The 22,969-nt window shown below is 36.6% G+C and carries 24 protein-coding genes; all 24 read right to left on the bottom strand.

The window, feature by feature from the left end:
• Window positions 1–3: 3 nt before the first annotated feature.
• The 24 genes from MHH81_RS06175 to MHH81_RS06060 all read right to left on the bottom strand — a co-directional run bounded on the left by MHH81_RS06175 (window position 4) and on the right by MHH81_RS06060 (window position 22,966).
• Complete coding sequence (locus MHH81_RS06175; protein ID WP_340919123.1) at window positions 4–777, bottom strand: FliH/SctL family protein; 774 nt, start codon at window positions 775–777, stop codon at window positions 4–6.
• Window positions 761–1,774 carry a flagellar motor switch protein FliG gene (gene fliG, locus MHH81_RS06170; RefSeq protein ID WP_340919121.1) on the bottom strand — a complete coding sequence of 338 codons (1,014 nt, stop codon included), beginning with the start codon at window positions 1,772–1,774 and terminating at the stop codon, window positions 761–763. Before fliG ends, MHH81_RS06175 begins: the two co-directional genes overlap by 17 nt.
• 17 nt (window positions 1,775–1,791) lie before the next feature.
• Entirely contained in the window at window positions 1,792–3,381 is a 1,590-nt protein-coding gene (fliF, locus tag MHH81_RS06165) for a flagellar basal-body MS-ring/collar protein FliF (protein ID WP_340919119.1), read from the bottom strand.
• Window positions 3,382–3,438: 57 nt separating this feature from the next.
• Window positions 3,439–3,744 (bottom strand): flagellar hook-basal body complex protein FliE, encoded by a 306-nt coding sequence (gene fliE / locus MHH81_RS06160; protein WP_340919118.1) that lies wholly within the window; start codon window positions 3,742–3,744, stop codon window positions 3,439–3,441.
• A 20-nt stretch (window positions 3,745–3,764) separates the two neighbouring features.
• Window positions 3,765–4,226, bottom strand: a complete 462-nt coding sequence (gene flgC, locus MHH81_RS06155) for a flagellar basal body rod protein FlgC (RefSeq protein ID WP_340919115.1) — start codon at window positions 4,224–4,226, stop codon at window positions 3,765–3,767.
• 2 nt (window positions 4,227–4,228) lie between these two features.
• Window positions 4,229–4,618 (bottom strand): flagellar basal body rod protein FlgB, encoded by a 390-nt coding sequence (flgB, locus tag MHH81_RS06150; protein WP_340919112.1) that lies wholly within the window; start codon window positions 4,616–4,618, stop codon window positions 4,229–4,231.
• 617 nt (window positions 4,619–5,235) lie between these two features.
• Complete coding sequence (gene codY / locus MHH81_RS06145) at window positions 5,236–6,015, bottom strand: GTP-sensing pleiotropic transcriptional regulator CodY (RefSeq protein ID WP_340919109.1); 780 nt, start codon at window positions 6,013–6,015, stop codon at window positions 5,236–5,238.
• 83 nt (window positions 6,016–6,098) lie between these two features.
• Complete coding sequence (gene hslU / locus MHH81_RS06140) at window positions 6,099–7,496, bottom strand: ATP-dependent protease ATPase subunit HslU (protein ID WP_340919106.1); 1,398 nt, start codon at window positions 7,494–7,496, stop codon at window positions 6,099–6,101.
• Window positions 7,493–8,041, bottom strand: a complete 549-nt coding sequence (hslV, locus tag MHH81_RS06135; protein ID WP_340919103.1) for an ATP-dependent protease subunit HslV — start codon at window positions 8,039–8,041, stop codon at window positions 7,493–7,495. Before hslV ends, hslU begins: the two co-directional genes overlap by 4 nt.
• Window positions 8,042–8,060: 19 nt before the next feature.
• Window positions 8,061–8,954 (bottom strand): tyrosine recombinase XerC, encoded by an 894-nt coding sequence (gene xerC / locus MHH81_RS06130; protein ID WP_340919101.1) that lies wholly within the window; start codon window positions 8,952–8,954, stop codon window positions 8,061–8,063.
• Window positions 8,955–9,025: 71 nt separating this feature from the next.
• The gene (trmFO, locus tag MHH81_RS06125) at window positions 9,026–10,336 is read right to left on the bottom strand and encodes an FADH(2)-oxidizing methylenetetrahydrofolate--tRNA-(uracil(54)-C(5))-methyltransferase TrmFO (RefSeq protein WP_340919098.1); all 1,311 of its coding nucleotides are present in this window, start codon (window positions 10,334–10,336) and stop codon (window positions 9,026–9,028) included.
• Window positions 10,337–10,351: 15 nt separating this feature from the next.
• On the bottom strand, window positions 10,352–12,427 hold the full coding sequence (gene topA / locus MHH81_RS06120; RefSeq protein WP_340919096.1) for a type I DNA topoisomerase: 2,076 nt from the start codon (window positions 12,425–12,427) through the stop codon (window positions 10,352–10,354).
• Window positions 12,428–12,530: 103 nt separating this feature from the next.
• Window positions 12,531–13,430 carry a DNA-processing protein DprA gene (gene dprA, locus MHH81_RS06115; protein ID WP_340919093.1) on the bottom strand — a complete coding sequence of 300 codons (900 nt, stop codon included), beginning with the start codon at window positions 13,428–13,430 and terminating at the stop codon, window positions 12,531–12,533.
• A gap of 116 nt (window positions 13,431–13,546) precedes the next feature.
• The gene (gene sucD / locus MHH81_RS06110) at window positions 13,547–14,449 is read right to left on the bottom strand and encodes a succinate--CoA ligase subunit alpha (RefSeq protein ID WP_340919091.1); all 903 of its coding nucleotides are present in this window, start codon (window positions 14,447–14,449) and stop codon (window positions 13,547–13,549) included.
• 18 nt (window positions 14,450–14,467) lie between these two features.
• A complete protein-coding gene (gene sucC / locus MHH81_RS06105) occupies window positions 14,468–15,628 on the bottom strand; it encodes an ADP-forming succinate--CoA ligase subunit beta (protein ID WP_340919089.1) in 1,161 nt (386 codons plus the stop codon).
• Window positions 15,629–15,764: 136 nt separating this feature from the next.
• Window positions 15,765–16,052, bottom strand: a complete 288-nt coding sequence (locus MHH81_RS06100) for an EscU/YscU/HrcU family type III secretion system export apparatus switch protein (protein WP_340919087.1) — start codon at window positions 16,050–16,052, stop codon at window positions 15,765–15,767.
• Window positions 16,049–17,902 (bottom strand): hypothetical protein, encoded by a 1,854-nt coding sequence (locus MHH81_RS06095; protein WP_340919085.1) that lies wholly within the window; start codon window positions 17,900–17,902, stop codon window positions 16,049–16,051. The genes MHH81_RS06100 and MHH81_RS06095 overlap by 4 nt, the downstream gene beginning before the upstream one ends.
• Window positions 17,903–18,010: 108 nt before the next feature.
• Window positions 18,011–18,799, bottom strand: a complete 789-nt coding sequence (locus MHH81_RS06090) for a ribonuclease HII (protein ID WP_340919084.1) — start codon at window positions 18,797–18,799, stop codon at window positions 18,011–18,013.
• Window positions 18,800–19,019: 220 nt separating this feature from the next.
• A complete protein-coding gene (gene ylqF, locus MHH81_RS06085) occupies window positions 19,020–19,871 on the bottom strand; it encodes a ribosome biogenesis GTPase YlqF (RefSeq protein ID WP_340919082.1) in 852 nt (283 codons plus the stop codon).
• A 99-nt stretch (window positions 19,872–19,970) separates the two neighbouring features.
• Window positions 19,971–20,531 carry a signal peptidase I gene (gene lepB / locus MHH81_RS06080; RefSeq protein WP_340919080.1) on the bottom strand — a complete coding sequence of 187 codons (561 nt, stop codon included), beginning with the start codon at window positions 20,529–20,531 and terminating at the stop codon, window positions 19,971–19,973.
• A 248-nt stretch (window positions 20,532–20,779) separates the two neighbouring features.
• Window positions 20,780–21,124: a 50S ribosomal protein L19 gene (gene rplS, locus MHH81_RS06075; protein ID WP_340925139.1), complete on the bottom strand. Its 345-nt coding sequence runs from the start codon at window positions 21,122–21,124 to the stop codon at window positions 20,780–20,782.
• 301 nt (window positions 21,125–21,425) lie between these two features.
• A complete protein-coding gene (trmD, locus tag MHH81_RS06070; protein WP_340925136.1) occupies window positions 21,426–22,163 on the bottom strand; it encodes a tRNA (guanosine(37)-N1)-methyltransferase TrmD in 738 nt (245 codons plus the stop codon).
• A complete protein-coding gene (rimM, locus tag MHH81_RS06065) occupies window positions 22,163–22,678 on the bottom strand; it encodes a ribosome maturation factor RimM (protein WP_340925133.1) in 516 nt (171 codons plus the stop codon). Before rimM ends, trmD begins: the two co-directional genes overlap by 1 nt.
• A 54-nt stretch (window positions 22,679–22,732) precedes the next feature.
• Window positions 22,733–22,966, bottom strand: coding sequence for a KH domain-containing protein (locus tag MHH81_RS06060; RefSeq protein WP_340919077.1), 234 nt, complete (start codon window positions 22,964–22,966; stop codon window positions 22,733–22,735).
• Between the last annotated feature and the right edge of the window lie 3 nt (window positions 22,967–22,969).

Raw genomic sequence — 22,969 nt, 5'->3', positions numbered from 1 at the left:
TTTTCACTCCATACTGTCTAGAATATCAACTAACTTTCGTCGTAACTCTTGTAGTTGTTCATCAATACTCACGACAATTCTTCCGTGATTTGTTTCGATATAACCATCTGTTTCTTTCATTTCTTCATCAACAAAAATCATAAATGGTACATCTATTGGAAAGATGGAAGCAAGCTCTTCACGGTTACTTGATACAAGCGTGAAGTATGTAGCAGAAACATAGAGTTTAATTTCTTTCATTTCTCTTGCTTCCTTAAGTCCCCTTTTTACAATAGATAGAAATAATTCATCATTTTCTTCTAGCTTTGCACCTAAAATTCGCTCCGCACTGCGAATGGCAAGTTCCAATATGACATGCTCTTGATACTGTAAATATTGTGCAGCATTATCATGAGCTACCGTCATTGTTTCATTTGCCGTAATTAAAGATTGCTGCATGTCAGCAAGTGCTTTCATTCTTCCTTCTTCTAACCCTTGTACGAAACCTTCATCATACGCCGCTTGCTGAAATGCTAACTTTTGCTCATCCCATGCAATCTTTTCACTTTCGATCAATTGCTTCGTTTCTTCTATTTCAATTGCTAATGCTTGTTTTTTGTTTAATATTTCCTGGTTAACTTCTTGAACCATTTTTTCTCTTTCCTTAGAAATAATTTCTAGGGAAAGAGGTTGATCTACATTTTCTTGTTTATGAAGGTTTATAATTTGAATAGGTTTTGATTTTTCAATCCCCTCATTCATTTGTACGTTTCGGAAAATTCTAGACAATAATGTCATCTCCTCCACCACGGGCAATAATTATTTCACCAGCATCTTCAAGTCTTCTAATAACGGAAACGATACGCGTTTGCGCCTCTTCTACATCACGTAAACGAACAGGTCCCATGATTTCCATCTCTTCCTTAAATGTTTCTGCCATACGTGTGGACATATTTCGGAAAATAATATCTTTCACTTCTTCACTAGATACTTTCATGGAAAGAATTAAATCTTCATTTTCACAGTCACGAATAACTCGTTGAATGGAGCGATTATCAAGCGTAACAATATCCTCAAATACAAACATTCTTTTCTTAATTTCTTCTGCAAGTTCTGGATCTTGAATTTCTAAAGCGTCCAAAATCGTTTTCTCTGTTGTACGGTCTACTCCATTTAACACTTCGACTACCGCATCAATTCCACCCGTTTCTGTGTAATCTTGGGTAACAGTAGATGACAGCTTACGTTCTAATACGGATTCGATTTCACTAATTACTTCGGGTGATGTAGAATCCATTGTTGCAATACGCTTTGCAATATCTGCTTGTACTTCTTGAGGCAAGGAGGAAAGAATAATCCCAGCCTGTTGAGCTTCTAGGTAAGATAATATAAGTGCAATTGTTTGTGGATGCTCATTTTGAATAAAATTAAATAATTGTGTTGGCTCTGCCCGTCTAGCAAAGTCAAAAGGTCTAACCTGAAGTGAAGATGTTAAACGATTAATAATGGCTTGCGCATGATCTGTCCCCAGTGCTTTTTCAAGGACTGTTCTCGCATACCCTATACCACCTTGAGAAATATAATCCTGCGCCAGTGCAATATTATGAAACTCCTCAATAATATCCTCTTTTATTTCAGGCTCTACTTTTTTCACACTAGAAATTTCTAATGTTAAACGCTCGATTTCTTCTTCATTTAAATGTTTATAAATGGAAGCTGACACTTCAGGTCCGAGAGAAATCAATAAGAGCGCGGCTTTTTGTTTACCAGTTAGTTCTTTTTCTTTCTTATTCATAGCCAGCCGTCCCTCCATTAATCCTCAGCTATCCAAGTACGTAACAATTTAGCGAAATCTTCTGGCTTGTCTTTAGCCATTTTTTCTAGTTGTTTTCGTCTTAAGCTAGCTTCTGTTTCTTTTTCATCATTAATATCATCGATTTTAAGTTCTTCTCTTTGTTCTTCGAGAATGACTAACTCTTCTTCCTCACTTCTTCTAGAACGGACGACGAAAACGAGGAGAAGTATAATTGCTGCTACTAAAATTCCACCTACTACATATACCCACCACGGAATAGCAGCAGTTGGTTCTGCAGCGAATGTAGATTTGCCGTTAAAGGGTTGGACAGATACAACGATTTTTTCTTGTAATTGCTGTTCCGTTAATTCGCCTACTTCGCCTTTATCGATGGAAGTTCGAATAATAGTTGCTAGGATTTGTTCAATATCCGCCTCTACTCCGTCAGGCATTGAAGTAATATCCTCTGGATTTGGAGGTTCTACCATAACTTGAATCCCAATATCTCTAATCTTATATGGACTTTCGACAATTTCTTTGCGAATTCGATTTACTTCATTATTAATTGTATCTTCCATTCTTTCATAGTCACCATTTGCAGTAGAACCTTCTACATAGTTAGTAAAATTATCTGTCGCATCTTCTGCTTGAGGTGTACCTCCCGCAATTGGGTTATTTCCTGTGAAAGTTTCAGAAATACGTTGTGCACTAATTTGTATACCAGCCATATTTTCTTTATCTACTGGTTCAACTAAATTTTCTTCTCGGTTTTCTTGTTTAAAGTCGATATCTGTCGTAACAGAAACAACCACTTTATCTTGACCCATCAACGTACTCAACATTGTTTGTACTTGTCTTTGCAGATCACGTTCAATAGTCTTTTTCACGGTCATTTGATCCGTAACATTTGTTCCACCAGCACCTGAGTTAGCTTGTTTTAAATCAAAATACTCAGAGTATTGGTTGGTAATTACAATATTATCTGTAGATAAATTTGGAATTGATTTAGAAACTAAATTATATAAGGACAAAATTTGCGTTTCGGTAAATTGATATCCAGGTTCTGTATTTAATACAATAGAAGCACTTGCTGATTCATTGCTTTGTGATAAGAAGACGCCTTCTTGTGGTAATGTAATCATTACTTTGGCATCTTTTACCCCTTCCACACTTTTAATCAAATTAGCTACTTCTGTTTGCATAGTAGCGAGCTTCAAAACGTTAAATTCATTATCTGTCATACCAAATCCAGCATTTTGCGAGAAAAAGCTATAGTCAATCATTCCAGATTGCGGAAAACCTTCTGCTGCTAATTGCACTAACAACGCATCTACTTGGTCTGCAGGAACTAAAATAGATGTTCCTCCAGGAGCGATTTCATTTGGAACTCCTTGCGCATCCAAATTTTCTTTAATACGCCCTATTTCAGAAGGCGATACTTCTGAATACAGTGGAACAAATTCTGTTCTTGTCATGAAGGTCGTAAGTACAGCTGCTATTACAATAACTGCTGCAACACTCCCAATCAATGTCCCTTTTTGCATTTTCGTACGACTCTTCCAAAATGTTGTTATGTCACTTGTGATTTTTTTTATTCGATCATTCATTATTATCCTCCGGCTATGGTGAATATTTTTGCTCGATATGTAGCGATAACCGAGGGTTTAAACTGGCATACGCATGATTTCTTGATAAGCTTCAATCACTTTGTTACGAATTTCTAATGTCGCATTTAATGTAATACTTGCTTTTTGTGAAGCAATCATTACTTCATGTAATTCAATATCTTCTCCACGTATTAATTTCTCTGTTGCAACATCAGAAGCTTTCTGGCTTTCATTGACGGAGTCAATTGCGCTTTTCAAAAAATCACCAAAATTTTCTTGGGCTTCAGCTGAACTCATTTTAGGAGTTGAAGAAACGGGATTTATTTGAGAAGGATTAAATAAAGAAATCGATTCTATTGCCATGAAAAGTTAGACCTTCTTTCTTATTTTCCAATTTCTAATGCTTTTGACAGCATTGCTTTATTCGCATTAAAAACTGTTACATTTGCTTCATACGAGCGTGTAGCTGATATTAGGTTGACCATCTCTCTTAGCGGATCCACATTCGGCATTTCTACATACCCATCCTCATTTGCGTCTATATGAGTTGGATCATAGACCAGTTTGAAAGGAGTTTCTGTATCCTCTTTTACTTGAGTTACTTTTACACCATTTCCTACATTGCCTTTACCGCCTGAACCCCTTGCCACATTTAGGAAATTAGAAAATTTTCCTTCTAATGGTTGTAACGTAACTGTTTTCCTTCTGTAAGCCTGCCACTCTCCGTCGACAAGTTTCGCTCGTGTAGTGTCAACATTCGCCATATTAGAGGATATAACATCCATACGTAGTCGTTGTGTTGTTAATGCAGAAGCAGTAGTGTTCATTCCGTGGAATATCGACATAATTAGCTTCCTCCTCTAATAACTGTTTGTAGCGTGTTTAACTTTCCACTCACTCGATCGACTAGCGCATTATAGTAGAGCTGGTTCGTCGCTAGATTTGCTTGTTCTTTATCCATATCCACGCCATTCCCATTGGAACTATACCGAAAATTTGAATTATAAACATTTGAATTGCTAGCGTGCATTTCAAAATCAAAATGTTTTTCTTCTGTTCGGTATGCAGATACTGCTGTTTTTTTTGCTTCTGTGAAATACTCATTAAAGCTAACGCTTCTTGCTTTGTAGTTTGGCGTGTCGATATTTGCTATATTTTGCGCAATTGTTTTTTGCTTTGTAGCAGAAAAATCCAATCCTTGTTCTAAACTGGTAATTGTTCCTCCAAAAATACTCAACTCTTACACCTCTTTTTAATTTCACATGGTATATTTGTGATAATTATCTGTGAAAACCATAATAATCTAATTGTAATCAAAATGTAACATAGTGTCCATTCACTTTTTTCTAATTTAATAGTACTTTTTTCCTTTTTTTTCGATAAAAAATGCTTTTTTGTGTATTTTGCAATTAATTTGTAATTTTCTGTCGATTGAATCCATTCAAATAAACTTCAATTTTATTTTGGAAAAAGCACCTTATAAAATTTCTCCAAATAAAAAACCCCTTCCACAATTATGTAGAAGGGGTTCCAGACTGTAGACAAATTCAATTTTGGGTGTATAGGGTTGTATACTAAATTCGGCAAGGACCACCACTTCGCTTTCCGTGGGCTTGGCTTCAGCCTCCTCGTCACTGCGTTCCTGCGGGGTCTTCAGCTCAAGCTGTTCCCACAGGAGTCTTCGTGGTGGTACCAGCTTATAAACAATTCATTATGATAGATATCCACTATTTTTACTTTTAATTAGATAAAGCAACCACTTAAGGAATATTTACTATTATTATTCATAAAAATGCTTTCGTCGTCAAACTGAAACCTCTTCCACAGTTATGTAGAAGAGGTTTCAGTTTGGTATTATTTCATTTTAAGTTGAGCAAGTTCTGCAAGGAACTTATCATTAAGAACTTTGATATAAGTTCCTTTCATTCCAAGAGATCTAGATTCAATTACACCAGCGCTCTCAAGTTTACGAAGTGCATTTACGATAACTGAACGAGTGATACCTACACGGTCAGCGATTTTAGATGCAACAAGTAATCCTTCATTTCCATCTAATTCTTCAAAGATATGCTCAATTGCTTCCAATTCACTATATGATAATGAGTTAATAGCCATTTGAACAACCGCTTTACTTCTAGCTTCTTCTTCGATTTCTTCTGATTTCTCACGTAAGATTTCCATACCTACAACAGTTGCACCATATTCCGCAAGGATTAAATCGTCATCGTGAAACTCTTGTTTTAAACGTCCTAGAATTAATGTTCCTAGACGCTCTCCACCACCAATGATAGGTACGATAGTTGTTAAACCATCTTTAAACAAATCGCGGTTTTCAACAGGGAATACTGAATGTTGACTAAACACGTCTAGGTTAGAAGAAGTTTCATTCACACTGAATAAGTTTTTAGTATAATCTTCTGGAAATTGGCGCTGTTCCATCATTTTAATCATGCGATCATTTTCGATTTGTTGATGTACTTCATGCCCAAGTAACTTCCCTTTTCTACTTACGATGAAAGCATTACATTCAATCACGTCGCTTAATGTAGCTGCCATTTCTTTAAAGTTAACTGGTTTTCCAGCCGATGCTTGTAACATCGAGTTAATTTTTCTTGTTTTGTCTAATAAATTCATGAATGAATCCTCCATTTGATTACCTATTTATTTTTAATATTCTAAAGGTTTTTATTATTTTTAGATATAGCTGACACCTTATATTACAGGATAAATTGCGATATATCACGGTTTTTCACAATATTGTCAAGTTTTTGGTCAATATAGGAAGGAGTTATGTGAATATGTGCTGGTGATATATCCGATGCCTCATATGAAAGTTCTTCTAATATCTTCTCCAAAATTGTATGAAGTCTTCTTGCTCCTATATTATCCGTTTCCTGATTTACTTGATATGCGATGTCACCAATTCGTTCAATGGCCTCATCTGAAAACGTTATTGTCACTTCTTCCGTTTGAAGTAATGCTTCATATTGTTTTATCAAGGAATGATGAGGTTCTTTCAAAATGCGAACAAAGTCGTCTTTCGAAAGCTTCTCTAATTCTACACGGATTGGAAAACGTCCTTGTAGTTCAGGAATTAAATCAGATGGCTTCGACATATGAAAGGCTCCAGCTGCAATAAATAAAATATAATCCGTTTTGACAGCTCCGTATTTTGTATTGATCGTAGATCCTTCGACGATCGGTAAAATATCTCGTTGAACCCCTTCTCTAGAAACATCTACGGAAGAGCTACCTCCACCTTTACTCGCAATTTTATCCATCTCATCAATAAATATAATCCCAGTCTGCTCCGTTTTTTCAATAGCTATTTGAGATAATTCGTCATTATCTATTAATTTGCTCGCTTCTTCATGAATTAATACTTTACGTGCATCTTTTACTTTCATTTTTCTTTTTTTCTTTTTCTTTGGCATTAAATTAGAAAGTGCATCTTGCATGTTCATCCCCATGCTTTCCATGCCTCCGCCTTGCAATGCGTCGAAAATGGAAGGTGCTTGTTCTGTTACTTCCACTGTTACAATTTCATTTTCTAGCTTGCCATCTCTTAAATCTTCGGCAATTTGAGAGCGTTTTAAACGTACTTCTGTATCATCTGTATCCGTACTATCATCTTCCGTCTTTCCACCACCAAATAGTGCTTCAAACGGGTTTTGATTTGCATTCTTTTTCTTTAGAGAAGGAACTAATAATTTTACAATAGCATCATTTGCTAATCGAATGGCTTGATCTTTTACTTCTTCCATTTTTTCTTCTCTAACAATTCGGATAGCGGCTTCCACTAAATCCCTTACCATTGATTCCACATCTCTACCGACGTAACCGACTTCTGTAAATTTAGTTGCTTCCACTTTTACAAAAGGAGCTTTTGTAAGCTTTGCAATTCTCCTAGCAATCTCCGTTTTCCCTACTCCGGTTGGACCGATCATTAAAATATTTTTAGGGATTATTTCATTTTTCATTTCTTCATCGAGTAATTGTCTTCTATAACGATTCCGAAGTGCTACAGCTACTGCTTTTTTGGCAGCTTCTTGCCCGATAATATATCTATTTAGATGCTCTGTAATTTGTTTTGGGGTTAAGTTATTTTCTTTCATTCACCTAAAACCTCCACAATAATTTGATGATTCGTGAATACACAAATGTCTGCAGCTGTCGTTAAAGAAGCAACTGCAATTTCTTTTGCAGTCATTTTATCTCCAGCATACTGTTTCAACGCTCTTCCAGCAGCGAGCGCATAGTTACCACCAGAACCAATTGCAAGAATCCCATCATCCGGCTCAATTACTTCTCCCGTTCCTGAAACGAGTAAAAGGTTACTTTTATCCATTACTAAAAGCATCGCCTCTAGTTGGCGTAACATTTTATCTCCACGCCATTGTTTAGCAAGTTCTACTGCAGCTCGTTGAAGGTTTCCATTATACTCTAATAGCTTTACTTCGAACATTTCAAATAATGTAAACGCATCAGCTACAGAACCGGCAAAACCAGCAATTACCTGACCATTAAATAATCTTCTCACTTTTTTCGCCGTATGCTTCATTACGACTTGATTCCCTAATGTTACTTGACCATCGCCTGCCATAGCATAGCTTCCTTTATGACTAACAGCAAATATCGTCGTTGCATGTATTCCAGCCAATTTTCATTACCTCCAATACTTATGCCCTTGGATGAGCATTCATATACGTTTTTCTTAAATGTTCTTTCGTTACATGTGTATACACTTGGGTAGAAGATAAGTGAGCATGACCTAGTAATTCTTGTACGCTTCTTAAGTCTGCTCCATTATTTAATAAATGAGTGGCAAATGTATGTCGTAGCATATGTGGATAAATCGTTGTATGTAACGACGCTTTTTTCATCATTTCATTCAAAATATACCTAACTCCATCAGTAGTTAAGTGCTCGCCTCTACTGTTAACAAATAAAAAAGAATGTGATGTTTTTTTCATCAATTTCGGTCTACTATTTAAAACATACTGTTCAACAGCAGATAGTGCATAATCACCTACGGGAATATAACGCTCTTTTCTTCCCTTCCCCATTACGCGAACTACACCATAACTACTATCAATATGACGCAACTCAATGGAAGTAAGTTCACTTACACGAATACCAGTAGCATATAATAATTCAAGTATCGCCAAATTACGAATGGATAAAGGGTCAGTCCCCTTATTTTCCTCAAATAACTTTTCCATCTCTTCTTCATAAAAAAAATGAGGCAATTTCTCTTCTTTTTTAGGATGATACAATGATTGAAAAGCATCATCTCGAATATTATATTCCCTATTCAAAAATTTATAAAAAGATCGAATGGAAGAAATTTTTCTAGATATAGAGGTTCTCGCTAATTTTTTGTCATATAAATTTGTTACGTACAGTCTTGCATGAACGTACTCCACATCATTTAAGTGTTGTACTCCTTCTGCTTCTAAGTAAATTAAAAACTGCTTAATATCATTTTCATATTCATGAACTGTTAGATTAGAATAGTTTTTTTCTAGTTGTATGTAGGCAATAAAAGAATGAAGTTCGTCTAACCCAATCATGTTAACAACTCCGATACATTTCCATTGTAAAAGCCTCTAAAAGTATACAACTTTTTAGAGGCTTAAAGCAATTATATTGACTTATTTTTCATAAAATTTTGAATTGTTGTAAGCGCTCTATTTGCTAATTTTTCTACTTTTACCTTTTTGTCTCGAACTTTCGGTTGTAGTTCAGGGAATAAGCCAAAGTTAATATTCATAGGTTGGAAGTTCCTTGGGTCTGCTTCTGTAATATATCTAGCCATACTGCCTAGAGCTGTCTCACTTGGCAATACTACTAATTCTTCCCCTTTTACTAATTTAGCAGCGTTAATTCCTGCTAAAAGGCCACTTCCAGCTGACTCTACATAACCTTCTACACCTGTCATTTGACCAGCAAAAAAGATATTTGGGTTTGCTTTCAATTGATAAGTCGGTTGTAAAACATGTGGCGAATTTATGAACGTATTACGATGCATCACACCATAACGAACTATTTCCACATTTTCAAGACCAGGAATTAACTGCAGTACTTCTTTTTGTGGCCCCCATTTTAAATGAGTTTGGAATCCTACAATATTATAAAGTGTGCCAGCAGCATCGTCTTGTCTTAACTGAACAACGGCAAATGGACGTTTCCCTGTTTTAGGATCTTCCAAACCTACTGGTTTCATCGGACCGAATAATAAAGTTTTTCGTCCGCGCTCTGCCATTACTTCTACTGGCATACATCCTTCAAAATATATCTCTTTCTCAAATTCTTTTAATGGAACTACTTCTGCCGAAACAAGCGCATCATAAAAACGATCAAACTCTTCTTCTGTCATTGGACAGTTTAAATAAGCAGCTTCGCCTTTATCGTAACGAGATTTCAAATATACTTTATCCATATCAATACTGTCTTTTTCAACAATTGGAGCAGCAGCATCGTAGAAGTATAAATAGTCTTGCCCAGTTATTTCTTTTACTTTTTCAGCAAGTGCCGGAGAAGTTAATGGACCAGTTGCAATAACAGTAATGCCTTCTGGGATTTCCGTTACTTCTTCGTTCACAATTTCAATCAGTGGATGATTACGAATTGTATCTGTTACCCTTCCTGCAAAATCATGTCGATCTACAGCAAGTGCTCCACCTGCTGGCACACTGCTATTATCAGCAGATTGAATAATAAGTGAATCTAACATACGCATTTCTTCTTTAATAACGCCTACAGCATTAGTTAAGTTGTTAGCTCTTAGTGAATTGGAGCAAACCAATTCAGCAAATTTGTCCGTATGATGCGCTGGAGTTTGTTTAACAGGTCGCATTTCATAAAGACGTACTTTTATACCTCTTTTTGCTATTTGCCACGCTGCCTCACTTCCTGCTAATCCTGCACCAATCACGTTTACTATTTCAGTCATGTCGTATCCTTCTTTCTAACTTTGCGGATCTTCTTTATAATCACACGCAACACATTGTATTTGTATACCTTTTTTCAATTTCTTCTCTACTAACATTTCATTACATTTCGGACATGGTCGACTTATTGGCTTGTCCCAAGATACAAATTCACATGTTGGATATTGGTTACAACCATAAAACAAGCGCTTTGTTTTACTTTTACGTTCCACTATCTGTCCTTCATTACATGCAGGGCAAGTTACACCAATCTCCTTAACGATTGCCTTTGTATTACGACATTCTGGGAAATTACTACAAGCCATAAATTTACCGTATCGTCCTAATTTATAAACCATTGGGGAGCCACAGTTTTCGCAGTCCTCTCCTGTAGGTTCATCTTTAATAACGATTTTTTCCATGGCAGCATCTGCATGTTTCACATGTTTCTCAAAGTCTTGGTAGAATCCATCAATTACTTGTACCCATTTTACTTGGCCTTCTTCTACACTATCTAAATCCCGTTCCATTTGAGCCGTAAACTCAATATCAAGTACATTTGGGAAAAATTCAAGTACGAGTTGATGAACAATTGTTCCCAGCTCCGTAGGAACAAAGCGTTTTGTTTCTAACGCAACATATCCTCTTTTTTGAATTGTATCCAGTGTAGGAGCATACGTAGAAGGTCTACCTATCCCTAATTCTTCCAGCGTTTTAACAAGTCTCGCTTCTGAATATCTTGGAGGTGGTTGTGTAAAATGCTGTTTTGGTTCAATAGATAAAGCACTTACTTTGTCCCCTAAATCTAACGCGGGTAAAAGCTTATCTTTATCATCTTTTTGATCATCCGAGCCTTCCACATACACTTTCATAAATCCAGGGAATTTTACTTGCGAACCGTTTGCACGAAAAACAGCTTCTCCGTTTTTCAAATCAACAGCTACTGTATCAAGAGTGGCAGGAGCCATTTGACTAGCAATGAATCGTTCCCAAATTAATTTGTATAAGCGGAATAAATCACGAGAAAGAATACTCTTTAATTGATCTGGAGTTCTTAGTACACTAGTAGGTCTAACAGCTTCATGAGCATCTTGTGATTTTTTCGACTGTTTTTCTGCTTTCTTTGTGGAAATAAACTCAGAACCATACTCATTTTTTATAAAATCTTGAGCGTCTGCTTTTGCAGTGTCTGAAATTCTCGTAGAATCTGTTCGCATATACGTAATTAAACCAACAGTTCCTTCTTTTTTCCCAAGATCGATTCCTTCATATAATTGTTGTGCAAGCATCATTGTTTTTCTTGCTCTAAAGTTTAGCTTGCGGGCAGCTTCTTGTTGTAGTGAGGAAGTAGTAAAGGAAGGAGCAGGATTTCTCTTTCGCTCTTTTTTCACTACATTTGTCACTTCAAATTTTTTGCCTTTCATCACTTTTAATACAGCTTTTACTTCATCTTCATTGGAAAGCTTTACTTTTTCTTGTTCATTTCCAAAGTAAAGCGCATCAAATGCTTTTTTATCTTTTTCAAATTGGCCTTCAATTGACCAGTATTCTTCTGGGATAAATGCATTTATCTCGTTTTCACGATCAATAATTAAGCGTAATGCTACGGACTGTACACGACCAGCAGAAAGCCCTTTTTTAACTTTCTTCCATAGAATTGGACTAATATTATAACCAACTAGTCGATCTAAGATTCTTCTCGCTTGTTGAGCGTCTACTAGATCCATATTAATTGGTCTAGGATGTTTAAAGGATTCAAGTATTGCATCTTTTGTAATTTCATTAAATACTACGCGACAATCAGATTCAATATCTACATGTAACGAATTTGCTAAATGCCATGCAATCGCTTCCCCTTCTCTGTCGGGGTCAGCTGCGAGATAAACTTTCTTCGCTTTTTTTGCTGCATTCTTCAAATCTTGTAAAACTGGACCTTTACCTCGTATCGTAATATATTTTGGTTCATAGTCATTTTCAACGTCGACACCCATTTGACTTCTAGGTAAATCGCGCACATGACCGATTGATGCTTTTACTTTATATTTTTTTCCAAGATATCGCTCAATCGTTTTTGCCTTCGCTGGCGATTCCACAATCACTAAATAATCCGACATAGATGTGCCTCCTTATAGAAGGTAACTCGCTTTATTCTTCAAAACAAATACCTGTTGCAAAATGTATAACAGTTTTCTAAGAAATGCAAGACTTTTCATTTTACTAATTGCTAATTTGTTCATTTATTTTTAATTCTTCCAGTATTTGATGACCATTCCAAACTGGCTTCGCCCCTTCTAATATAAGGAAATGTGGCCCTGCTGAGAGTGGAGAATGAATAGAACCAGGAATCGCAAAAATTTCTTTCCCATTTTCAAGTGCATGCTCCATTGTTGAAACTGTACCACTTTTTTCTTTCGCCTCTGTAATAACTACACCTTGAGACAATCCACTAATAATTCGATTTCGCATTGGAAAATTCCACTTTTTTGGCGTAATGTAGGGAGGATATTCTGTTACTAACAACTGATTTTTCGACATTTTATATGCTAATTCTGTATTATTTTTCGGATAAATATGAAAGAAACCTGTGCCTAAAACCGCTATAGTTTTTCCGCCCAGTTTCATCGTTATTTTATGAGCAAGGGTGTCTGCACCTTTAGCCAGCCCACTTACAATGATATAGTCCTTTTCAATTAACGGAGGCAATATTTTTTCAATACTTTGTTCCGAGTAACTCGTAGCTTCTCTAGATCCTATTATAGCAAGCTTTTTGTCGTTTGTTAGTAAATTTATATCACCTTTCGCATATAACACAGCAGGCGGATCATATAGGTTTAATAAACTTTTTGGATAGTTGGGATTGGTATAGATGATTGGGGTTATATCATGTTTTTTATACATTTGTAAAAGTGGGATTTCTACAAATTTTTGATACATTTCCTGTAAATTTACCGCGCGATTTGGAGTAATGTTACATATTTTAGCAAGTAGATTTGACTGCATTTTTTCTAAGTGAGTTAGATGGGGGTTAGACTCAATTAGAGATTGAATTTTGTTTAGAGGAACAGGAAAAACATAATGCAGAGCTAAAAATCGATTGAGATATTGTTCATCGTTCATTTCTTCCCTCCTATTCTGAAAAATTTAAGTGCTCTGTTTGCCTCGAAGCGCAAGATGCTGAAGTCTAGACAATAAAAAAAGTACGGCAACACCATTTGATGTGCCGTACTCTTATATTAATGTGTTTTACAAGCGTCGTAAAGACCTGCTTCTTTAATTGCTTCTATTAAAGTTTCACCGATTACTGATGGAGTTGCTGCAACTTTCATTCCAGCTGCTTCCATTGCTTTAATTTTCCCTTCAGCAGTACCTTGACCACCAGAGATAATTGCACCAGCGTGACCCATACGTTTTCCTTCTGGAGCCGTTTGACCACCGATGAACCCTACTACAGGTTTTGTCATGTTAGCTTTAATCCATGCAGCTGCTTCTTCTTCTGCAGTACCACCGATTTCACCAATCATCACAACTGCATATGTTTCTTCATCTTCATTGAATGCAGTTAATGCATCAATAAAGTTTGTCCCATTTACTGGATCTCCACCAATACCAACAGCTGTTGTTTGACCAATTCCAGCTTGAGTTAATTGATGAACAGCTTCATACGTTAAAGTACCAGAACGTGAAACTACACCTACATGGCCTTTTGTATGAATGTATCCAGGCATAATACCAATCTTACATTCGTCTGCTGTAATTACACCAGGACAGTTTGGTCCTACTAAACGAGTTTTCTTTCCTTCCATGTAACGTTTAACGTTAACCATGTCTAGTACTGGAATATGCTCAGTAATACAGATAGTCATATCTAATTCAGCATCTACTGCTTCCAAAATTGCATCAGCAGCAAATGGAGCTGGTACATAAATTACAGAAACGTTAGCGCCAGTAGCTTTAACAGCATCATCAACTGTGTTGAAAACTGGAACGCCTTCTACTTCCGTACCACCTTTACCAGGAGTTACCCCAGCAACGATTTTAGTTCCGTATTCAAGCATTTGTTTTGTATGGAAAAGAGCAGTTGAGCCCGTAATTCCTTGAACGATTACTTTCGTATCTTTATTAATATATACGCCCATTTTATGTCCCTGCCTTTCTTATCCTACAAGATTAACGATTTTTTGAGCACCGTCTGCCATTGAGTCAGCAGCAATAATATTTAAGCCAGATTCATTTAATAATTTTTTACCTAAATCAACATTAGTACCTTCCAAACGAACTACTAGTGGTACAGAAAGTCCAACTTCTTTTGCAGCAATAATAACACCTTCTGCAATTACGTCACACTTCATAATTCCACCAAAGATATTTACGAAAATACCTTTTACGTTAGTATCTGAAAGAATGATTTTGAATGCTTCTGTAACTTTTTCAGCTGTAGCACCGCCCCCAACGTCAAGGAAGTTTGCGGGTGAACCGCCGTAGTAGCTAATTGTATCCATTGTTGCCATAGCAAGTCCGGCACCATTAACCATACAACCGATATTTCCATCTAAAGAAATATAGCTTAAGTCATATTTAGAAGCTTCGATCTCTTTTGCATCTTCTTCATCATAGTCGCGCATTTCTAGAATGTCTTTATGACGATATAATGCATTCGCATCGAAGTTGAATTTTGCATCTAGTGCTAAAACGTTGTCATCATTCGTTACTACTAACGGATTGATTTCCACGATAGAAGCATCTTTTTCTTTATAAACTTGATATAAGCCAAGCATAAATTTCGCTGCTTTATTAACAAGTTTTGCTGGGAAGTTCATTTTAAACGCCATACGACGTGCTTGGAATCCAGTTAAACCAACAACCGGATCGATTTCCTCATAGAAAAGTTTTTCGGGAGTATTTGCTGCTACTTCCTCGATGTCCATTCCGCCCTCTTCAGAGCCCATTAATGTTACACGAGAAGTTGCACGATCTAATACAAGACCTACATAATATTCCTTCTTGATATCGCTACCTTCTTCGATAAGTAAGCGTTTAATTTCTTTACCTTCAGGACCAGTTTGGTGAGTTACTAGTACTTTACCTAATAGTTCCTTCGCGTACTCACGTACCTCATCTAAATTTTTTGCGATTTTTACTCCGCCAGCTTTACCACGACCACCTGCGTGGATTTGTGCTTTAACAACAATAACGCTTGAGCCTAACTCTTTTGCCGCTTTTACTGCCTCTTCAGGTGAGAAAGCAACAATCCCATTAGAAACTGCTACGCCATATTGTCTGAGGAGTTGTTTCCCTTGATATTCATGGATATTCATCTTGCATCCTCCAATCAAACTTGTGTCAAGTAATTTACTACCTCTCTCATTGTAATAAAGGTGTCACAACTTGTCTACAAAAGACTAACATTTGCTCTAAACATGGAATATTCGGAATTTGTGTCGAAGAAAAGGATTATAAATTTTTTTTCGTTTTTTCTTTATCCACCTTATAAATAAATGCAAAAACCTCCGCCACTGCTTGATATAGCTCTTCTGGTATGGATTGATTAATATCTAATTGACCGAGAAGTTCTACCAAGCTCGCATCCTCTTGAATTGGTACATCATGCTCTTTGGCTTTGGCCAAGATGTTTTCTGCTATTTTCCCTTTTCCTTTTGCTACAATGGTCGGCGCATCTAAACGCCCTGGTTTATACGTTAACGCAACCGCTTCTTTACGAGTATGTTTACCATCTGTCATATCCGTATATCGACTCCTTGTGCGTCAGGTGGGAGCGTTTTTAGTTTTAATGAAGAAGATAGATGATTCTCCTCGAACGTTTTTACAAATACACCTGACAACTTATAGCCCACAGATGAAAGACCTTCTTTTAACGATTCTTTGAAAATTTTAGCTATTTCCTCCAGTCTTGGATCATGGTTGAACAAGGAAATAGACACAACTCTATTTTGTACTTGCATATCTACAACGGTTTCTTTTAATGCATCTAATTGCAAATAAAACATTATTCTCGCAAAATCTGAATCTATTTTACCATCCTCCTTCATTCTTCCATTCCATTCCAAGGTAGCATCCATTTTCTTCCCTAGAAATTCCAATGGCACTTGCATAAGAAGTTGATGTTGTGGACCATTTTCACTTGACAATATTTGCAAGCCATTCATTCTCCCTAATAGTAGTTCAGCACCATCTCTGAGGGGAGCAGAAATAGAATGATTTTGAAGCAGTTCAACTAATTGCGGCTTTAATTGTAAAGCTATTTGTCTTATTTCTTCACTATTGCTTCCTAGCTTGGCTTCATAACTAAATCCAAGAGATTTTAATACTTCCTTCATCGCATGCTCAAAAGCTTTTCCATCCAACTGGGTCATCACAGCCTGTTCCGCCTGTAGAACGTGTTGAGAAACAGTTTTATTTGTAGTATTTTTACTCATTGAAGTCATTTGTTGTAATGTTTGAGCAACCATGTCCATCGTTGGCCCTTTACCAAGCAAAGAGACTAAATGCTCTTTAGGAGTCAAACCATTTGCATCTTTTGAAAAAATAGCAAGTTGACTTTGTTCAGCAAATACTTTTAGTAAGGCATTATTAATATTATTCAGTTGTAATGGCTGGACCTCTTTTAGTTGTGACAAAACTTGGTCCTTTTGGCCAGTAGAAAGTAAGGGCTGCGTACTTATCCAATTCCGAAGTAACTCAACCGCAGCTCCCTTTTCACCAGGAGTTGAATGGATAAGCTGAGTTATTAATTCTCCTGCTGAATTAGGTAAAGATGGCTGTCCACTAGGAGGAGTTGGATTTGTTAGCGACGATTGGACAGGTAAAATGAATGACTCTTTTAGCATCTGTAAAGCAGGTAATCTAGTGGATATTGGTGCTTGTTGGTTTTGAATAGTTTCTACTTGTTTCCCAAGTAAAGAACCCGCTACTGGTAAACTAAATGGCTCCGCTACTTTTTGTAAACTTTGGAGTAAATTATTTTTGATAACAGGAGAAATGATTGCCTCTTGTTGTAGTATTTGTTTAAAATTTTCTATAAATGTTTGTAATCCATTTGTAGATTTCCCGCTCATTATAGTTTCAAAAAGTTGCGGTGTTAATGGCAGTTTTAGTTCTATCAATTTTTGAATGGCTTCTAATGCCGATTTCATCGTTACATTAGGAGGTATTTGTTTTATTAATTGTTCCGCTTGCACTAGAAGTTCCTTAGAGATTGGTAATTGTTCTTTTAGGAAAAACTGAATGACTGTTTGCATTTCTGATGATTTATTTAAATTCATCACTTGCATTAGTTGTTGTGCTTGTTGCGCAAATGAGTTTCCTTTGGCCAATGGACCCGAGACTACTTTTAGTTGCACTTCTGGTGCAGATTTTGTTACTTGAAAAAAGTGTGCATCTCCAGCTTTTAAGGGAGTTTCTAGTTTAGCAATTATTTTTTGATTACCAATTTGTACTTCTGCCGTTTGGTTTGGAAATAGTTTTTTTACCGTACCATGTATTACTTGTCCCTCTTTCATCGGCGCATGATTGTTTGTTGGAATTGCTTGAGATAGCTGAGTTTGGATGGACGAAAAAGAAGTAGAAGTCATTTTTTCACCTCATTATTTTATCAAATTCGCCTCGGCTTATTTTGCCCAGATTTTTATCGAGTAAGTTCGATAAAAATCTGTGGCATTCGCCGGAGGCACTGACTTCATTCAGTTGGGGTTAGACCCTCGACTCAATGAAATCATGGATTTAATCGGTTCAAATGTTTTGCGATGATGTTCAGTCGGCCCATGTTTTAGTATCATTTCAACATGTTGTTTCGTGCCATACCCTGCATGCTTGTTGAATAAATAAGCAGGAAATTCTTCATGTAATTGATCCATATAGTGATCACGTGCTGTCTTAGCAAGTATAGATGCAGCAGCAATTGCTAAACTTTTCGCATCCCCTTTTATAATGGAATGCGTATCCATGTCAATAGGTAAAGCCATCGCATCCACTAACACGACAGAAGGTTGTTCTGTTAAACTTAACACCGCTTCCGTCATCGATTGCTTAGTAGCTTCGTAAATATTGAGTTCATCAATTTTTTCCACTGATTGAAAATGGATGAAATAACTTATAGCATTGCTTTTAATTCTTACAGCAAGTTCATTTCGTTTCGCTTTTGAAAGTTGCTTCGAGTCATTTAAACCAACTAATTCCTCTGCATTACTTTTCAAAATAACCGCCGCGGTCACTACTGGTCCTGCTAAAGGTCCCCTCCCTGCTTCGTCTACACCAGCTACTAAATCATGTTCGCTAGTACAAAAACTTTGATCGAACAAGATCTTCTCTTTATGCGCTTGTTTTTCAAGCATTTTGAGATGTTGTTTTTTCTTCCAGCTAGTGAATAACTTATTTGCCCCTACTCGACTATCCTTTTCTAACTCTTTTAACCATGACTCTGTTCCGCTTGCATACGCTAGTTTTTCTTTAATTTCTTTTAAACTTAACATTTCTATCACTTCATCTTTCTATTACTTAATATATGTATCGGCAACAATGTAAAAAAATCGAGAAAACCCTCTCTACCATAAGGTAAAAAGGGTATATTTTCATATTAGGCTCTGTTAAACTACATTGTTGTTATTTGATAGAATCCGCTTACTTTCCGTGCGGATTCTACCGCAAATTATATGCTAAAAAAACAACAGTATAATATAACAGAGCCTTATATTAATTTTCATCTACAAAATCGAAAGTTAATTTACCGAGATGTAAATTGCGGACATCTCGAACGATTAATTCTGCAACTTGATCGTAATCAATTTCTCCGCCACTTCCGTAGCATCTTCTTAGCTTACCGATATGATCGAACGTTTCAACTAAGTCTTCACTAACTTCTGTTAAGTTGTATCGTTCTTCCATCCGCCTCGGATAATGTTCTTGTAAGAATCGAAGTCCATATACTGCTAAATCTTCCATATTGATAACGGCATCTTTTATAGCACCCGTTAAAGCAAGTTTATAGCCAACTTGTTGATCCTCAAACTTTGGCCAAAGAATACCAGGAGTATCCAGTAATTCGATTTCCTTTTCGACTTTTATCCATTGCTGTCTTTTCGTTACACCAGGTGTATTTCCTGTTTTTGCTATGTTTTTCTTTGCAAAACGATTAATAAGTGTGGATTTCCCTACATTAGGAATTCCTACAATCATCGCACGAATTGCTCGAGGTTTTATCCCTCTCTCTTTCATTCGATCCCATTTAGGCTTTAAAAGCTCTTTAGAGGCTTTAAATACCGTTTGTAGCCCTTTTCCCTCTAAAGAGTTTATCGCTACTGTAGGATGTCCTTTTGATTCAAAATAAGCTATCCATTTTTTTGTTTGCACTTCATCGGCCATATCCACTTTGTTAAGAATAAGTAATCGCGTTTTTTGATGAACTACATCATCAATCATTGGATTTCTAGAGGACAGAGGTAAACGTGCATCTATTAACTCAAAAATGATATCAACTAACTTTAAATTTTCGGTTACTTCTCTTCTTGCTTTGGCCATATGACCTGGAAACCATTGAATTGTCATATCGCACCTCCTTCTTCAAGCGCCAACCGCTCGAGATTAAATGTTCATTATCTCTGGTGGCTGAGGAGCTGCCTCCTCGGATATTACTATTAACTTTTCTTATTTAACCAAACCAATTTCATTGAGTGGCCAAAAAACAAAATTCGTATTTCCAATTACTTCGTCAATTGCAACAAGTCCAATATGTCGGCTATCTTTACTATATCTACGATTGTCTCCCATAACAAAAATGTATCCTTCAGGGATTTTATCCACTTGAGCTATTTCTTCTAAAGTGAAGTCGTCGGTAAGTGTCCCTTCGCTGATTTCACTCTTATACTGTTCCAAGTATGGTTCTGGTAACTCTTTTCCATTGATAAGTAATTGATCATTTTTAAATTCTACATGATCGCCAGGTAGTCCAATTACACGTTTAATATAGTTTTTTTGCTCTGGCGCATGAAATACTACTATATCGTAACGATCTGGTTCACCAACCATATATCCAATCTTATTGACAACCATACGATCCCCATTTTTTAAAGTCGGCATCATCGATTCTCCATCTACTACGATAGGTGTAAATAAAAAGAACCGAATTATTGCTGCTAGTCCAAAAGCTATTAATAGTGCCTTTGACCATTCCCATAATTCATTCTTTTCCTTTTTTACTTGTTCCATCTACTTGGCCCCCTTAACTACTTCTCTTTATTGTACAAGGAAAATCGTATTCAGGCAAAAAGAATCCAATTAATATTGCAATTATTTTTGACAAAATCTTCTTAACTTTACTTCCAGTTAAAACAATTTGAAGTTACTTTTTCAAATTATATCCTTCCAACAGGATGAAAGTCCTTCTCATCAGTTTGAAAAGAAAAAATGTTGTAGCAAAAGTGGCATCACCTTCACTACAACATTTACTTTTACTATTAGCGACGCTCTTTAATACGAGCAGCTTTACCACGTAGGTCACGTAAGTAGTACAATTTAGCACGACGAACTTTACCACGACGGATAACTTCTAAGTTTGCAATTTTTGGTGTGTGTACAGGGAATGTACGTTCAACACCAACACCTGATGAAATTTTACGAACTGTGAAAGTTTCGCTAATTCCGCCACCACGACGTTTAATTACAACACCTTCGTACATTTGGATACGTTCACGAGTTCCCTCTACTACCTTAACGTGTACACGAACTGTGTCACCTGGACGGAAAGTAGGAAGATCTGTACGTAATTGTTCTTTAGTAATTGCTGAAATAATGTTTTGCATCATTTTCTCTCCCTTATATAGAATGCTCTTACACACATTAGCTGTTGCAGCGGAACACCCAAAATCAGTACTTCACATAGAAGCACATAGTACAATATATCACACCTAATTCTTCTATGCAATTAAAAATTAACGATATTATTACTATTAGTTGAAGATAAACTCTAAATTCAAATGCATCACCTCAGACTGTCTTGAAAACGCTTGTCAGTCGAGGCGCGCCAGCACGAGGCGGAAGCGAATAGAACTTAAGTTCATGAGCTTACAACGAAGTGCAAGCAACGAAGAATGAAAGCGTTTGTCAACAGTCTGATTTCTTTATTGTACGAAGCATTTGTTGCTCTTTCTCCGTTAACTCCATTTGTTCTAATAGCTCCGGTCTTCTTTCAAACGTTCGTTTTAACGACTGCTCTCGTCTCCATTTATCAATGGCCGCGTGATTGCCTGACAATAAAACATCCGGCACTTTGTAGCCACGAAATTCTACCGGACGCGTATAGTGAGGATGTTCTAGAAGCCCCGTTGAAAAAGAATCCTTTTCATGTGATTCCGCATTACCCAAAACATTGGGTAGTAACCTTACGACGCTATCTACAACAGTCATTGCAGCTAGTTCTCCGCCTGTAAGAACAAAATCACCTATAGATATCTCATCTGTAATTAAATGCTCGCGAATACGTTCATCATAGCCCTCATAATGCCCACAAATGAAGATGAGTTCCTCTTCTTGCGCAAGTTCCTCTGCTTTTTGCTGCGTAAAGCGCTCTCCTTGAGGACAAAGTAGAATAATGCGTCTTCTTTGTTCTGAATTAGTAGTAAGTGATTCAACCGCATTAAAAAGTGGCTCTGGCTTTAATACCATTCCTGCACCACCACCATATGGGTAATCGTCTACCTGGTGATGCTTGTTTCCTGAGAAATCACGGAAATTCACTACATTAATCGCAACTTCATTCTTCTCCTGAGCTTTTTTCAAAATGGACGAATTAAAAACGCCTGTAAACATTTCTGGAAAAAGCGAAAGAATATGAATGTTCATCATGACAACAAACCATCTAATACATCAATAGTAATTTTTTTATTATCAATATCAACTGATTTTACTACATCCTCAATATACGGAATGTAGTGTGCTTTGCCCTTTTCAGGTTGCACTGTCCATACATCGTTTGCACCAGTTTGAAGAATTTCTGTAACCTTACCAATTGTTTCGCCTTCTAACGATTCAACTGTACAGCCAATAATCTCATGATAATAGAATTCGTTTTCTTCTAAATCTGTAAGATATTTTTCGGATACTTTTAATACCGCATTTCGAAGAGGTTCTACATCTTTTAGCAAAGAAAAACCTTCAAATGTTAATAAATCGAAGTTTTTATGCTTTCGATGACTTGCTACTTTAACGATAATCGGTTTGGATCCATCTGCTTTATAAAGTCCTAGCTCATTACCTACCTCATAGCGCTCGTCTGCAAAGTCTGTAGTAGAAATAACACGAACTTCCCCCCAAATACCGTGGGTGTTCACTATTTTTCCAACGTTAAACCATTCCATCATATTTACCTCCTATCAAAAAAGGAAGAACAAAGTGTTCTCCCTTTTTGTACATTAATCTAAAATGTCGACATATGTTTTTTTCTTCTGGTGACTGCCTGCTGCTGAGTAAACAATAGTACGAATTGCTTTCGCCACTCGCCCTTGTTTGCCAATAACCTTCCCCATATCTTCAGGATGAACAGAAAGTTTATAAACTATACGGTTTACACTCTCTTCTTTTTCAATCTGAACTTTTTCTGGATAATCAACTAATGGTTTAACAATTGCTCTGATCAGCTGCTCCACATT

Origin of the sequence: Psychrobacillus sp. FSL H8-0484 (genome assembly GCF_038005325.1) — a bacterium.
Taxonomy (GTDB): domain Bacteria; phylum Bacillota; class Bacilli; order Bacillales_A; family Planococcaceae; genus Psychrobacillus.
Note: the sequence above shows the minus strand (reverse complement) of the source record. Positions and strands in the feature narration are given on the sequence as shown.

Excerpts from the sequence above, each read along its gene's own strand:
- MHH81_RS06175 (WP_340919123.1), bottom strand. The coding sequence starts at position 777 with ATGACATTATTGTCTAGAATTTTCCGAAACGTACAAATGAATGAGGGG.
- fliG (WP_340919121.1), bottom strand. The coding sequence starts at position 1,774 with ATGAATAAGAAAGAAAAAGAACTAACTGGTAAACAAAAAGCCGCGCTC.
- fliF (WP_340919119.1), bottom strand. The coding sequence starts at position 3,381 with ATGAATGATCGAATAAAAAAAATCACAAGTGACATAACAACATTTTGG.
- fliE (WP_340919118.1), bottom strand. The coding sequence starts at position 3,744 with ATGGCAATAGAATCGATTTCTTTATTTAATCCTTCTCAAATAAATCCC.
- flgC (WP_340919115.1), bottom strand. The coding sequence starts at position 4,226 with ATGTCGATATTCCACGGAATGAACACTACTGCTTCTGCATTAACAACA.
- codY (WP_340919109.1), bottom strand. The coding sequence starts at position 6,015 with ATGAATTTATTAGACAAAACAAGAAAAATTAACTCGATGTTACAAGCA.
- hslU (WP_340919106.1), bottom strand. The coding sequence starts at position 7,496 with ATGAAAGAAAATAACTTAACCCCAAAACAAATTACAGAGCATCTAAAT.
- xerC (WP_340919101.1), bottom strand. The coding sequence starts at position 8,954 with ATGATTGGGTTAGACGAACTTCATTCTTTTATTGCCTACATACAACTA.
- trmFO (WP_340919098.1), bottom strand. The coding sequence starts at position 10,336 with ATGACTGAAATAGTAAACGTGATTGGTGCAGGATTAGCAGGAAGTGAG.
- topA (WP_340919096.1), bottom strand. The coding sequence starts at position 12,427 with ATGTCGGATTATTTAGTGATTGTGGAATCGCCAGCGAAGGCAAAAACG.
- dprA (WP_340919093.1), bottom strand. The coding sequence starts at position 13,430 with ATGAACGATGAACAATATCTCAATCGATTTTTAGCTCTGCATTATGTT.
- sucD (WP_340919091.1), bottom strand. The coding sequence starts at position 14,449 with ATGGGCGTATATATTAATAAAGATACGAAAGTAATCGTTCAAGGAATT.
- sucC (WP_340919089.1), bottom strand. The coding sequence starts at position 15,628 with ATGAATATCCATGAATATCAAGGGAAACAACTCCTCAGACAATATGGC.
- MHH81_RS06100 (WP_340919087.1), bottom strand. The coding sequence starts at position 16,052 with ATGACAGATGGTAAACATACTCGTAAAGAAGCGGTTGCGTTAACGTAT.
- MHH81_RS06095 (WP_340919085.1), bottom strand. The coding sequence starts at position 17,902 with ATGACTTCTACTTCTTTTTCGTCCATCCAAACTCAGCTATCTCAAGCA.
- MHH81_RS06090 (WP_340919084.1), bottom strand. The coding sequence starts at position 18,799 with ATGTTAAGTTTAAAAGAAATTAAAGAAAAACTAGCGTATGCAAGCGGA.
- ylqF (WP_340919082.1), bottom strand. The coding sequence starts at position 19,871 with ATGACAATTCAATGGTTTCCAGGTCATATGGCCAAAGCAAGAAGAGAA.
- lepB (WP_340919080.1), bottom strand. The coding sequence starts at position 20,531 with ATGGAACAAGTAAAAAAGGAAAAGAATGAATTATGGGAATGGTCAAAG.
- rplS (WP_340925139.1), bottom strand. The coding sequence starts at position 21,124 with ATGCAAAACATTATTTCAGCAATTACTAAAGAACAATTACGTACAGAT.
- trmD (WP_340925136.1), bottom strand. The coding sequence starts at position 22,163 with ATGAACATTCATATTCTTTCGCTTTTTCCAGAAATGTTTACAGGCGTT.
- rimM (WP_340925133.1), bottom strand. The coding sequence starts at position 22,678 with ATGGAATGGTTTAACGTTGGAAAAATAGTGAACACCCACGGTATTTGG.